Annotated in this window: 12 protein-coding genes; 7 read left to right on the forward strand and 5 right to left on the reverse strand. The window is 54.3% G+C overall.

The window, feature by feature from the left end; all coding sequences use genetic code 11:
* Positions 1 to 27 precede the first annotated feature (27 nt).
* Positions 28 to 387 carry a RidA family protein gene (locus AC07PU_RS30880; protein ID WP_495322354.1) on the forward strand — a complete coding sequence of 120 codons (360 nt, stop codon included), beginning with the start codon at positions 28 to 30 and terminating at the stop codon, positions 385 to 387.
* Positions 388 to 401: 14 nt separating this feature from the next.
* On the opposite strand, the gene AC07PU_RS30885 is transcribed toward AC07PU_RS30880, so the two are convergent.
* Positions 402 to 1,061: a CGNR zinc finger domain-containing protein gene (locus AC07PU_RS30885; protein WP_495322092.1), complete on the reverse strand. Its 660-nt coding sequence runs from the start codon at positions 1,059 to 1,061 to the stop codon at positions 402 to 404.
* 281 nt (positions 1,062 to 1,342) lie between these two features.
* On the opposite strand from AC07PU_RS30885, the gene AC07PU_RS30890 reads away from it, so the two are divergent.
* The gene (locus AC07PU_RS30890) at positions 1,343 to 1,936 is read left to right on the forward strand and encodes a TMEM175 family protein (RefSeq protein WP_495322094.1); all 594 of its coding nucleotides are present in this window, start codon (positions 1,343 to 1,345) and stop codon (positions 1,934 to 1,936) included.
* 240 nt (positions 1,937 to 2,176) lie between these two features.
* Positions 2,177 to 2,776, forward strand: a complete 600-nt coding sequence (locus AC07PU_RS30895) for a hypothetical protein (RefSeq protein WP_495322095.1) — start codon at positions 2,177 to 2,179, stop codon at positions 2,774 to 2,776.
* Positions 2,777 to 3,047: 271 nt separating this feature from the next.
* Here AC07PU_RS30895 and AC07PU_RS30900 read toward each other — a convergent pair whose 3' ends face one another.
* From AC07PU_RS30900 to egtB, 3 genes are read right to left on the reverse strand one after another with little or no spacing between them, the layout of a single operon-like run.
* Complete coding sequence (locus tag AC07PU_RS30900) at positions 3,048 to 4,811, reverse strand: MOSC domain-containing protein (protein WP_495322096.1); 1,764 nt, start codon at positions 4,809 to 4,811, stop codon at positions 3,048 to 3,050.
* Between the two features lie 31 nt (positions 4,812 to 4,842).
* Positions 4,843 to 5,775 (reverse strand): L-histidine N(alpha)-methyltransferase, encoded by a 933-nt coding sequence (gene egtD / locus AC07PU_RS30905; RefSeq protein WP_495322097.1) that lies wholly within the window; start codon positions 5,773 to 5,775, stop codon positions 4,843 to 4,845.
* 47 nt (positions 5,776 to 5,822) lie between these two features.
* Positions 5,823 to 7,112 (reverse strand): ergothioneine biosynthesis protein EgtB, encoded by a 1,290-nt coding sequence (gene egtB, locus AC07PU_RS30910; RefSeq protein WP_495322098.1) that lies wholly within the window; start codon positions 7,110 to 7,112, stop codon positions 5,823 to 5,825.
* Positions 7,113 to 7,405: 293 nt separating this feature from the next.
* Here egtB and AC07PU_RS30915 point away from each other — a divergent pair, with 293 nt between their 5' ends.
* The 3 genes from AC07PU_RS30915 to AC07PU_RS30925 all read left to right on the forward strand — a co-directional run bounded on the left by AC07PU_RS30915 (position 7,406) and on the right by AC07PU_RS30925 (position 9,820).
* A complete protein-coding gene (locus tag AC07PU_RS30915) occupies positions 7,406 to 8,176 on the forward strand; it encodes an SDR family oxidoreductase (protein WP_495322099.1) in 771 nt (256 codons plus the stop codon).
* Positions 8,177 to 8,223: 47 nt separating this feature from the next.
* Positions 8,224 to 8,994 carry an SDR family NAD(P)-dependent oxidoreductase gene (locus AC07PU_RS30920; RefSeq protein ID WP_495322100.1) on the forward strand — a complete coding sequence of 257 codons (771 nt, stop codon included), beginning with the start codon at positions 8,224 to 8,226 and terminating at the stop codon, positions 8,992 to 8,994.
* 64 nt (positions 8,995 to 9,058) lie between these two features.
* Positions 9,059 to 9,820 carry a metallophosphoesterase gene (locus AC07PU_RS30925; RefSeq protein WP_495322102.1) on the forward strand — a complete coding sequence of 254 codons (762 nt, stop codon included), beginning with the start codon at positions 9,059 to 9,061 and terminating at the stop codon, positions 9,818 to 9,820.
* A gap of 100 nt (positions 9,821 to 9,920) precedes the next feature.
* Here the strand turns inward: AC07PU_RS30925 and AC07PU_RS30930 are convergent, their stop codons facing one another.
* Entirely contained in the window at positions 9,921 to 10,844 is a 924-nt protein-coding gene (locus AC07PU_RS30930; RefSeq protein WP_495322103.1) for a LysR substrate-binding domain-containing protein, read from the reverse strand.
* Positions 10,845 to 10,998: 154 nt separating this feature from the next.
* Here AC07PU_RS30930 and AC07PU_RS30935 point away from each other — a divergent pair, with 154 nt between their 5' ends.
* Positions 10,999 to 12,024, forward strand: coding sequence for a quinone oxidoreductase family protein (locus AC07PU_RS30935; RefSeq protein ID WP_495322104.1), 1,026 nt, complete (start codon positions 10,999 to 11,001; stop codon positions 12,022 to 12,024).
* Positions 12,025 to 12,298: the final 274 nt, after the last annotated feature.

Here is a 12,298-nt window from a genome sequence, read left to right on the forward strand (position 1 = left end):
TTGAAAATCTTAGAAAGCGAAGCGATTATGAGCATTCAGAGAGTGGATTCCGGTCAGCGTATGAGCCGTGCCGTTGTTGCCAATGGAACCGTTTGGTTAGCTGGCGTGGTTGCACCTGATGCAACGCAGGACATCAAAGGCCAGACAAAGCAGGTGCTCGAGCAGATTGAGGTGTACCTGAAAAAGGCCGGTAGCGATAAATCTCGTATCGTATCTGCTCAGATCTGGCTGCGTGATATTGAAAGAGACTTTGCGCAGATGAATGAGGTTTGGGATGCCTGGGTTGTTCCGGGCGCTGCACCCGCGCGTGCTACCGGCGAGTCAAAGTTGGCACGGTCTGAGCTGTTGGTCGAGATCATTGTTACAGCGCTACAGGGGGCTGACTGAACGTTGGGTTCGTATCAACTGCTTTTGCGATTGTTGTTCGATTGAGTCACTCTCTGTCGGTGCGCTGCCTGTTTCGCTCGATTTCCACAAACGGCCATGCTGCACCATCGACGAATGTGGCCTCTTGTCGTATCAAGGAACATCAACGTGCACGTCGGTCCCTCACAGGCCTTCACATGGGCGAAGTTGGCGTTCGCAAGAAGGTCAACCATCGACTTGGCGATCGGGAGTAACAGTGCGTCCGCAGAGCGCCAGCGCCGTCGACGAACCCAAGCAAAATCGGATGGCTCGTCGCCTTGAGTTGAATGCTTGTCCCGGATCTCGATCTGGTCAAATTCTTCATCGCGAGCGAGAAGGCGATTGAGTGGCTCTAGATCTTTGAAGGCCTTGCGCGAAAGCCGTTCTCCTTTATGTTCTCGAACGAAGTCTCTGAACCACTCGCGCAAGGCTCGAGCTTGGGCGGCGACGGCATCAAGTTCACCAGGGCCTGCGGCGTCGCTCAGTTCGGCAAGAATCTCGGGGCTGACCATGCCTGATTCCCGTAGCCAGTTCACGAGGTCTTGTCCGGAGGCGAGCCACTCGACCTGTGTGTCTACTGGAAATCCAATGGAATTCAAAAAATCGAGTGCAAGAGAATCCGCCAAGAACATGGGCGGGGGACGAATGTCGCTCATTCCAAACCTTCCTGAGTCTTAAAGCAGGAGCGTAGGCCCCCAAAGGTGCCTAGGTTACCAAAAGGTAACTGACTCGTTTGAGATTGACAAGTTACGCAGCTCGCGCTAGGCTTTAATCGTCCACTTACCTTGCTGTGGTTTTCGCGACGACAATTTTTCGAGGACTACGGCTGTGCCAGGAGCCGTCCGGGCTGTATGGATTGTGTTTGCTACCCTCTCAAAGGATCGGTGGCGCATTGGCAAGACGCTGAGTACAGCGGTCGACAAGGGGTGAGATTGCGTTGAGCACAGAAGTTGACAACACCGAGCGGTTGAAGCTCTTCTCTGACGCTGTTTTTGGCGTGATCATCACCATCATGGTGCTAGAACTGCGCCCTCCGCACGGAGATACCTGGGCGGCATTGATGACCCTATGGCCAACAGCGATTACTTACGCTGTGAGCTACTTGTTCGTTGCAATCGTCTGGGTTAATCATCATCACATCCTTCGATTTGCGAAGAGTGCGACGCCCAAACTGATTTGGGGCAACTTCGGTCATCTTTTCACGGTGTCCTTGGTCCCTTTCTCGACCGCATGGGTGGCCGATAGCAAGCTCGCATCGGTTCCTGTCTTTGTCTACGCCGCAGTATTTGTGCTTGTTAATTTGAGCTATATGTTGCTCTGCGTAGAGGCTTCAAGAACATGTTCTAAGGAGTTGTCGCCAAGAATTTGGAGTGTGCTGCATAAGCGCTCGGCAGTAACTCTTGGAATTTTTTCTGTTGCGGCGGCAACGGCTCTCGGTTTTCCCGTAATCGGATTTGGTTTGATTTGCTGTTGTCTCTTGGTCTACACCAGGCCGGATGCCTCGCCTGCACCCTTAGGAGATAACCTCTAAGCCAAGTAGTGGGGCCGGCAAGGGCCAAGGACGAAAAAATAACCACCCAGGGGGGGGTGGTCGTATTTCTTTGAGCGGCTCTAGATATATCAGGGAAAAAATTAAGTCGCCGAGAAATTTGAGGGATTCATGGGAAGAACGAAATCTGAGCAGTCAGTTGCAAGTGCGGGGAAGTCTTGGCTTATCAAGCATTCCGCGCTGTCATATGCAAACCAATGGTTTGTTACGGATCGGAACTTCATGCGGAACTTGAAGCCTGCTGGGGGTACTGGCATAGATGCCCTAGTCCTGGGTAATCTGGCAGGCAAGTACATGGTTGCTCGTGGCTTCAAAAAGGATCCCGATAAGTTGCAAGACGATCCTCGCTGGGTCAAGGCTGCGGAATGCCTCATTCGGTCGGTGGCAAGCTCCAGTCCGTTGAACGATGAGATTCCTGCTCTAGCTGCACAACTAGGAAAAGTGTCGCCGGTTGGTAAGGCAACCGAGAAGAAGCTTTTGTCGGCCGCCACCAAGTTTCTCTGGTTTGCCGGCCGCCATGATGTACGCATTCTCGACAAGCGAGCCGTAGATGCACTTGCTGCGTTCGATGGGCATGGTGGCCTGGCTGCGAACTATCGTAAATACTCCGCATCGTGGTCAAAGCATTTCGATGTGAATAAGCGTTCTATCGAAGATGCAGTGGGTCAGCTGACAGACCGCCTAGATTGGACTTGTATCGATCCCGAGTTTCATGATGAAGCCAAGAGGGCACTTGAGTCTCCATGGTTCATCGATCGAGTCTTTGATAAGTACTTATGGACGATCGGCGCCTCCGGTAACTCTGCAACGTCTTTCATGTAGAGCGTTTGAGTTGATCTTTGATGAGCCGGTGATGGCAGTTACTGTTAAAATCCAAACCAGCTCAGACCACCAGGGCTGCGGCTAGCTTGTCAGACGCTATCAGGGATCTTGGTGCCGTGACGAGTCGGTCAACTTCAAGGTAAACGCCTCGCCCGCTTCGTGCGGGCTTTTTTTTGCTTCTTTCTATGCTCAAGGAGCGCTGAAAAAACTCTGGCGTTGCCTGGCAATCTTTGAAGCGTCGTTGGCGATATTTTTTATGCCGTTGGACAACTCAGATATCCAGTTGCACATCAGAGATAGGCTTGGCGCAACAAATAAGGACTCGACCAGTGGCCGGCTCATCTAGTGGCGGAATAGCATAATTGACGATGCCATCGATAATCGAGCACTCGCATTGATGACACACGCCAGAACGGCATGACCAACTGGCCTCAACGCCCAAAGACTCAGCAAACTCAAGCAAGCTTCTCTCCTTTGCGTTCCAGCGAGCCGCAATCCCGCTGCGTGCAAAAGTTACTAGAGGCTGGGTTCTGTCTTCTGAGATAGTCCGATTCTCGGACGAAGCATGCGAAGCGGGATTGAAGCGAGCTACGCCGAAAGCCTCAGTGTGAATTTGATTCGGCAGGAAGCTTAGTTCCATCAGGCACTTCACAACCTCCTTCATGAAATCATTAGGGCCGCAAACATAGATCTCGGAGTTCGACGGAATCTCGAGTGATCTAAGTAGCGCAATGTCGATACGTCCCGATGAGTCGAAGTCCTTCCCCGGTATGTCATCAACCCTCGGTTTACTGAAAGCGATGTGAATTCTAGCGCCTGATAAATATTTCAAAAGCTGATTCGACTCCTTTGTAAATACTCTGGAATTTTTATCTCGTGCTGCATGAATCCACCACACTTGGCGTCGTCGATTTGGCGCATCGTTTTGCTCGTCCAGCGCGATCCGGTGAAGCATTGATAGCATGGGCGTGAGGCCGATTCCCGCACTTATGAGGGCGACAGGAGTGGCGCCTTCACTCAGCGAGAATTCGCCGCGGGGAGCACTGATTTCCATAGAGCTACCGACTTCTAGTCGATCGTGTAAGTCCGCGCTTCCAGATCCCGTGCCCTCCCTTTTAACGCTGATGCGGTAGGTCCCTGCGATCGGAGGACCCGACAGAGAATAGCTTCGCGTGATCAATGTCGCCCCATCAGGCGCGAGGCGTCTTGTGACGATGTATTGCCCTGCGCGTGCTGAGGGGAGTGCAGATCCTTCTGGATCTGCGAGCACGTACGATCTGACAGCTTCCGACTCCCGTTCGATGCCGACCACGGATACTCGGCGAAATCCCTGCCACAGTGGAGCGTCGGGAGCGCTGCTCAGACCAGCATTGCTCTTGGTGTCACCTGTCTGGGATTGCTGCAACAACGCCTCAAATGATCCGCGCCACCCAGGGCTTAGCGCGGGCACTCGCAGGATGCTCCGAAGGTCCTTCTCAGGATGCTTGCCCGTGTAGAGAAGAGCGTCGGTGCGCGCGACACTCATTTGCTCAGGGCCGCTCAGAATCTTGATGATCTCATCGCCAGCGCCAATACGCCCCTCTGAGATCACCCGCATATAAAAGCCAGGCCGACCGCGTGACACTAGCAACCCTGGAAGCTCCGGAAGATTGAGTCGGATCCCCAATCTGTAGCACGTAACCCTTGGCTGTGTTACCTCGAACACCGCGGTGCCTATTTGATAACGGTCGCCGATGCAAACCTCAGAATCCGGCAATCCCTGGACTGTCAGGTTTTCGCCAAACTGCCCATACTCAAAGCTTGACCAGCCGAACTCCCGGCTCCAATAGTCATAGGACTCTAGTTGATATACCAAAACTGCACGCTGTTCGCCACCGTGTCCCCTGAGGTCGGCTTGAGCATCGCCATCGATGTTCAATCGGCGCACATACTGCCTCCCGCCCACAGGACGTTTCCAGATCGCCGTCCGATAACTCTTTCCGCGCCATTCGATCTCGCGCGGAAGGCCAACATTCACCGAAAGGAGCGTGTTCATGTTGCGTCCTTGTGACCATCGCTGACAAACTTCAAGGCGCAGCCGGAGCGTCGTACTGCTGCGCCAAATAAACTCCAAACATGTCTTGTTCGTCCGACCATTCAGCCACCGGATTCCACCCGCCTGCCCGTAGCAGAACGCGCGCATCCAAGCTACTGTATTTGATGCTGTTCTCTGTATGAATGCTTTCGCCGGCCTTCATTGAGAAGCGGCTACCTGCCACGCAAAAGGTTAGATCATCTTTAGCTTGGAGATGCATCTCGATTCGCGAGAACGATTCGTTCCATCGAGCGATGTGCTTGAACTTACTTACATCGATATCTGCTCCAAGCTCTCTGTTGATCCGATGTAGCAAGTTGAGGTTGAATTTGGCGGTCACGCCCTGGGCATCGTCGTACGCCGGCACCAGGATCGCGGGCGACTTGATGCGATCGATTCCGATCAGCAGATAAGAACCCTCCGCAAGCGTTCGTGACATCGCTCTAAGCAGATCCACTGCCGCCGGTGGCACCAAGTTACCGATCGTTGATCCGGGAAAAAATCCAAGGGCACGACCTGCGCATGTCGACGGGAGTTGTACCTCTTTGGTGAAGTCGGCTTCAATCGGATGGATGGCCAGGGTGGGAAATGACGTAGAGAGGGTCGCCGCGGATTCTCGTAAAAATTCGCCGGAGATATCGATGGGCACATAGGCTGCCGGCTCTATCGACCTCAGCACTAGAGGTGTCTTCACCGAAGACCCCGAACCAAACTCGACAACCACGCGCTCCTTGCCAATAATATCTACCAACCAGCTGCCGATTTGAGCCAAAACGGATCGTTCGGCTCTGCTGGGGTAGTACTCGGGCAGTTGAGTAATCTCTTCGAAGAGCTCCGAGCCACGGTGATCGTAAAACCACCGCGCCGGAATCGCTTTTTGCGCTTGCATTAGCCCGAACATGACATCTTCGAGGAATGGTGACATCACCTCTCCACGATTCGCAGATCCATGCTCTTGCTCAGTTCTCAGCATCATTCACCGTCTCTTGCAAGTCTCAAACCACTGAACTGCCAGCGCTGATGGGGATAAAAGAAGTTTCGATAGGTCGATCGCACATGTCCTTGCGGAGTAGCGCAGCTGCCCCCACGCAAGACGAATTGCCCCGACATGAACTTACCGTTGTACTCACCCACGGCACCTTCCGCAGGCCTAAATCCAGGGTATGGCAAGTATGCAGAACGAGTCCATTCCCATACGTCTCCGAACATCTGCTGGAGGCGAGCCAGGTCAGGGAGGATGCCAATCCGGTCTCCACTCGCCGAGAGTTGTGCCGCTAACGGTCGTACAACCCGTTCATCAGTAAGCAGGTTTCCTATATTCGGATCCAATCCTTGCGCTGCGCTTTCCCACTCAGCCTCGGTAGGTAGCCTTGCGCCCGCCCATCGTGCAAAGGCGTCGGCTTCGTAGTAACTAATATGGCGCACCGGCGCGAACTGATGCAGCGGCTTCAGACCATCGATTCCAAACTGGCTGGACCATTCTCCGCGGTCGTCCCAGCGCCAATACAGTGGAGCCTCAATCTTCTCTTTACACACCCACGCCCAACCATCGGAAAGCCATAGGTTTGCGGTTTTATATCCACCGGCCGCCATGAATTCCAGCCATTCCGAGTTCGTGATTACTCGGTTGGCCAGGAAATGCTTCGCTAACCATGTTTTGTGCCGAGGTCCTTCGCAGTCAAAAGAAAAGCGCTCCCCCTGGTGACCGATCTCCACCAGGCCTTCGCGTCCCGCAATCCACTCCAGTGGGACATGCGAGCCATGTTCAACCTCTTCGCTTGGCCAAAGCGCAGGAGACGTTGGATTTTGCGATAGAAGATGAAGGAGGTCGGTCAGCATCAATTCCTGGTGCTGTTCCTCGTGATTGCATCCGAGCTCGACGACTTTGAGCACATCCTCGCTCGCGAACTCCAGCAGTTGCTCGAGGATCCCGTTCACATAAGCTCTGTACTCGCTAATCTCCCTCAATGAGGGTCGAGTGATCAGGCCGCGCAAAGACCGGGCCATTCTCGGTCCTTCTGCCTCGTAGTAGCTGTTAAAAAGGTAGTGATATTGGCTGTTGAAGACCCTGTAGCCTCTGAGCGCCCGGCGCAGCACAAACGTCTCAAAGAACCATGTGGTGTGTGCGAGATGCCACTTGGCCGGCGACGCATCCGGCATTGACTGAACTGTCGCGTCTGCCTCCGATATTCCAACGCTTAGATGCTCTGTTAGTGCTCTGCAGCGCACAAACCGCTCGCGTACCGATTGGTGGTCAAGCATGCAGCAGCTCCTCTTCGATTCTCGTCATATCGACCTTCTTAAACCTCTTGTTCTCGATGATGCCGAGGGCTTACTTTGAACACCTCAGCCTGGTTACTCTACACGACGAGATCGCCAACCTGTCGCAAAAAAACGCCATACTCTGCCCTGTAGTAACCGTCAAAATACAGGTTGACAAGTTACTATCGGAATCGTAATCTTCGCGGACTGGAAGTGCATGCCTATGAGGCTCCCGCTGAGAGAGCAGGGGCAGATCACAGGGCAGGCGGGGCTTAGCAAAGGGTGTGGAACACATGCAACAAGCAGTGGTGATCGTGACAGGGGCTAGTCAGGGCATCGGTGCCTCGACAGCGATCCGGTTAGCGCGAGACTATGGGAATGTGGCACTGGTTGCCCGCAACGCTCAGAAGCTTCAAGCGGTGGCCGATCGCGTGAGCAAGGCTGGTGCTAGCAGCCTGGTTTTGGCTGCAGACCTGAGCGAGGTCGACAACGCAGAAACGATTGTCAAACGCGTCGTCGACACTTTTGGAAGGATTGACGCACTGGTCAACATTGCAGGCGCGGTGCCTCAGGTCAACGTTCTCGAAATGAGTGACGCGCAATGGGATGCGGGAATGGCGCTCAAGCTCCATGGCGCCCGACGGTTGACTGTGAAGGCATGGAGATATCTGAAGCAAAGCGGTGGCTCGGTAGTCCTCACTTCCGGAAACTCAGCGCTTTTTCCAAGAGCCGGCTACGCCGCAGTTGGAACTATAAATGCGGCGATCGTTGCTTTGGCGAAGGCCTTTGCAGACCTTGGGATAGAGGACGGAGTGCAGGTCAACAGCGTGTTGCCAGGGCCGGTAATGACTGGGCGGCGCAGGTCATACCTGGAGCACTGGGCGCCGGCGCACAACATGACATTTGAAGATGCCTTGGAAGGATTTCCTAAGGAGGCGGAAATCTCTCGGTATGGAGAACCTGAAGAAATTGCGGAGTTGATCTCTTTTCTTTTATCTCCGAAGGCGCGATGGATGACGGGCACGGCGCTGCGAATGGATGGCGGCGAGGTTAAAGCTGTCTGAGCGAGGCTTGGACGCACTTATGGTTTATCAACAGCAGGTGAATTGAAATGTCGACGAAAGTAGCGGTAGTCACAGGTGCAAGTTCTGGAATCGGTAAAGCGACAGCACTGCGTCTAGCAAAAGATTTCTCAGGGATTGTCCTGGCAGCTCGAAGTGGCGAGAAACTTGGAGAGGTCGCCGCGCAGGTGCGCGCTTTGGGAGCTGAGGCGATCGAAGTTGAAGGAGACCTGAGTGTGTTGGCAGCGAGTGACTTGGTCATCGAGAAAGCGATTGCAGCCTTTGGAAGGATCGATGCGCTTGTGAACGTGGCAGGAGCGGTGCCCGGATTGGACATTTTCGAGATGACGGATGCACAGTGGGATGCTGGGCTTGCGTTGAAGTTTCACGGGGCGCGTCGTCTGACCATTCGCGCGTGGGATGCGTTGAAAGCATCCTCTGGTTCGGTTGTTTTTATCTCGGGTACGTCGGCCGAAGCACCGAGGGCAGCTGCAGCTGCCGTTGCAGCGATCAATGCGGCAATCGAAGCGATGGCTAAGGCATTTGCTGATCGAGGAATTGTTGATGGCGTTCAGGTGAACAGCGTTTCGCCGGGAGCGGTGATGACCTCGAGGCGGATGGGAATGATAGAAAAGGCGGCAAGTGCGAGGAGTGTCACCGTGGAAGAGGCCAAGAAGGCATTTTTGGCGCAGGCGGGAATTTCTCGATTCGGAGAGGCTGGGGAAATCGCGGATCTGATTGCATTTGCGGTGTCATCCCAAGCGAAATGGATGACCGGAACCGTACTTCGCATGGACGGCGGCGAGATCAAGTCCATCTAAACGCGCGCAGTCGTCCTAGCCAGCCGCTTCGCGGCAGCATCGTGATCCACGGAAGAGCTTTTCAATGAAGATCAATGTTCTTTCAGATTTACATCTGAGTATGCAAGGACTGCCAGCGCCAGTAAACGATGCGGCTCTTGTGGTGCTTGCGGGGGATGTTGCTCGGCCCGAGCGGGCCATTGAGTGGGCACGTTCGTTGGATAAGCGCGTTTTGTACGTGCCTGGTAACCACGAGTTCTATGGAGGTAGCCTCGAAGGAAGATGGGCAGAGCTGGTAGAGCTTTGTTCAGGCACGAACATAACGCCTTTGCAGATGATGGCTGTGGTCGTGGAAGGGGTCCGATTTCTCGGAACCCCTCTATGGACCAGTTTTGATTTGTCTGAAAACGCGACGGAAAATTCGCAAGCAAAAGAGCTTGGCCAGAAGCTCTTGCGTGATTTCGAGAGAATCCGTATCGAAGAGGATTCGAAGGATCTTTTCACCCCTGACGACTGTGCGAGCTTGCATCGGTCTCAGATGCTCTGGCTTGAGGAAATGCTCTCGATAGCGCACGCAGGGCCAACTGTGGTTGTGACCCATCATGCACCCTCCACCAAAAGTATCAATCCCCGATTTGAAGGTTCACCGTTGAACGCCTGCTTCGTTTCGGATTGCGAGCGCCTGATGGGGGCGCAGCGAGTGGCCCTCTGGATCCATGGCCACACTCACGATAGCTTCGACTATGAAGTCGCGGGAACTCGGGTCGTTTGCAATCCCAGAGGCTATTTCAGGGGTGGGGCTCCCGAAAATCCACATTTCGATCCGAACTTCGTGATTGAGATTTGAAGTCTCTGCGAAGCGGTGGCTTGCTGGGCGTTGCGAGCTCGCGCAATTTTCGCTGATTCATATCGCTCGGTTAGACGTGAGAGGCGCATAGTTGCCGGTGTCATGCTTTCCTAAAATCACGTGTTTCGGTCAATAGCCACTCTTTGAAGGTGTGCACCTGTGGAGCACTGTCTGCGGCAGGCTTGTTTACGATGTAGTAAGCCCAACTTACAGTGCATTGAATTTCGAGAAACAGTCGCACCAGTTGACCAGCCCTAATGTCGTCATCGACTACAACATTTCTTCCGAGTGCGATGCCTTGGCTGTCAATCGCGGCCTGGGTGACGGCCGCGGATGAATTCAGTGCCAAGCCTCTTCGTGTAGTGCCATGGACCCCAGCGATGTTTAGCCATCGCGGCCAGTCGGGATAGCTGCTATCGGCACGTATGCTCGTATCGTGGATCAGAGGAAGACGCAGCAGATCCGAGAGGGTTACTGGCGACTGAAGTTTCCCAAGGAACTTCGGGCTGCAAACGGGGAAAACTTCTTCATCGGCGAGGTGTACTGCATGAAGACCGGGCCAAGAACCTCGGCCAAATCTTATCGCCAATTCCGCTTCGCCTGCGGCGAGGTCTGCGAGCCTGTCGGACGCGTCAAGTTGCAGTTCAAATTCCGGGTGAGTGGCTTGGAACTGTTGAATCCTTGGCATTAGCCACTTGGCCGTAAATGCCGGAGGGGCCGTGACCCTTAGGAGATTTGCTGAACTCCGGTGTCCACGAAGGGTCTGCAAGCCGGCTGCGAGGCGATCAAAGCCTTCGCGCAGGTCCGGAAGGGCGGCGATTGCGGCAGTTGTGAGTTCAAGCTTCGCGGGCGGGCCTCCGATTCGGTGAAAGAGCGCTACACCGAGCCAAGCTTCCAGTGACCTGACTTGCTGCCCGACGGCGGCAGGGGTTACGTTGAGTTCTTTCGCCGAAGCCACGAACGAGAGAGTGCGTGCAGTTACCTCGAAAGCTCGTAACGCATTTAGGTGTGCAAGCGTTCTCATGGTCGAAATAGTTTTTCTTTGCCGAGGCTGCACTTAATCTCTGTCGAGAGGAATTCCGAAAGTCTTTAATCTTCACCTATCCATTCGCAGCTTCTCTGAGCTGCTAGGACTTGATGATGATTAACAGCAACTGTTTAAGACAAAGGAGAATCTTATGAAAGCGGCAATCATGCGGGACTATGGGGCGCCAGATGTGCTTCAGTTCGGGGAATTACCAACACCCAAACCTGGATCTGGCGAAGTGCTGGTCCGGGTGCTGGCCGCGGGAGTAAACAGGCTCGATCACTACATCAGAGAGGGGGTGGTTTCTCGAGGGCTGGTGCTACCGCACATACTGGGATCGGATGCATCGGGAGTGGTTGAGCAACTAGGTGAGGGCGTTACTCAGTTCCGTGTTGGGGAGAAGGTCATCCCAATGCCCGGATATCCATTGGCCGCATCAGAAAGCGATTTCTCTCCACTGAGTGCGGCGCCCAGCTACGTGATCCGAGGCATCGCTCAGTGGGGCAGCTATGCTGAGTTCATGGTCGTTCCTGAGCAATGGCTTTTGCGTGATCAAACAGGCTTATCGTCGCAGGAAGTGGCAACACTCCCGATGACACTCACAACCGCAGTGAGGGCTGTGAAAGTAGTTGGAGAGGTGAAACCTGGCGATTTCGTCCTTGTTCATGCGGGCGCTTCTGGGACAGGAAGTACGAATATCCAGGTGGCGCGAGCTTTGGGCGCACGTGTGGCGGCAACGGTTAGAACGCCCGAGAAGGCTGACTTTGTTCGCAAGCTTGGGGCTGAACTGGTTGTCGCTTTGTCCGACGGCGATTTTGTAATGAAGGTGAATGAATGGACCGGGCATAGAGGCGTTCAAGTTGTAGTTGACAACCTCGGCGGCGAAATCTTGACCAAAAGTATGGAATGCCTGGCGCCTTTGGGTCGACTTGTTTCTATGGGGATGGTCATGGGTTTGGAGTCCACAATACAGATACGCCCCTTATTTTTTGGCCAGAAGCAAATTCGTGGCACGATGATGGGCGATGTTTCTGATTTGCAATGGGGCCTAGAGCTGGTCAAAGAGGGAACGATCAAGCCGTCGCTTGACCGTGTGTTCTCGCTCCAAGAAGCGTCCACGGCGCATCAGTACATTGCAGACGGCCGCGCCCTGGGAAACATCGTGCTTGCGCCCTAGGGCTTTGTTCACGGGGTCGCCGACGTTGTTGAAACACCCTTCGTCGGCGCCTCCGTCGCAATGGTTCGCTCTGCGTTAGGGTCTGCGGCCGATTTGGTCGACAGCCGGGTAGAAGACTCAATGTTTGAGGGTTAGCTTGAGGAGCGCGGCTAAGCCAAGCACCAGAGCGCGAGGCCAATAGCCGAATCACATTGGTGTCCCGCGCCAACTGTGAGTCCCGCTTGACCTAGTCCGGTCACGTTATGTCACCTATTCGCGCAGATTTCGTTGGTCT

Source organism: Variovorax sp. GW821-FHT10D07 (assembly GCF_059415325.1).

What these genes read in the sequence shown, in the direction of transcription:
- AC07PU_RS30880 (WP_495322354.1), top strand. Translation starts at nt 28, where the DNA reads ATGAGCATTCAGAGAGTGGATTCCGGTCAGCGTATGAGCCGTGCCGTT.
- AC07PU_RS30885 (WP_495322092.1), bottom strand. Translation starts at nt 1,061, where the DNA reads ATGAGCGACATTCGTCCCCCGCCCATGTTCTTGGCGGATTCTCTTGCA.
- AC07PU_RS30895 (WP_495322095.1), top strand. Translation starts at nt 2,177, where the DNA reads ATGCGGAACTTGAAGCCTGCTGGGGGTACTGGCATAGATGCCCTAGTC.
- AC07PU_RS30900 (WP_495322096.1), bottom strand. Translation starts at nt 4,811, where the DNA reads ATGAACACGCTCCTTTCGGTGAATGTTGGCCTTCCGCGCGAGATCGAA.
- egtD (WP_495322097.1), bottom strand. Translation starts at nt 5,775, where the DNA reads ATGTCACCATTCCTCGAAGATGTCATGTTCGGGCTAATGCAAGCGCAA.
- egtB (WP_495322098.1), bottom strand. Translation starts at nt 7,112, where the DNA reads ATGCTTGACCACCAATCGGTACGCGAGCGGTTTGTGCGCTGCAGAGCA.
- AC07PU_RS30915 (WP_495322099.1), top strand. Translation starts at nt 7,406, where the DNA reads ATGCAACAAGCAGTGGTGATCGTGACAGGGGCTAGTCAGGGCATCGGT.
- AC07PU_RS30920 (WP_495322100.1), top strand. Translation starts at nt 8,224, where the DNA reads ATGTCGACGAAAGTAGCGGTAGTCACAGGTGCAAGTTCTGGAATCGGT.
- AC07PU_RS30925 (WP_495322102.1), top strand. Translation starts at nt 9,059, where the DNA reads ATGAAGATCAATGTTCTTTCAGATTTACATCTGAGTATGCAAGGACTG.
- AC07PU_RS30930 (WP_495322103.1), bottom strand. Translation starts at nt 10,844, where the DNA reads ATGAGAACGCTTGCACACCTAAATGCGTTACGAGCTTTCGAGGTAACT.
- AC07PU_RS30935 (WP_495322104.1), top strand. Translation starts at nt 10,999, where the DNA reads ATGAAAGCGGCAATCATGCGGGACTATGGGGCGCCAGATGTGCTTCAG.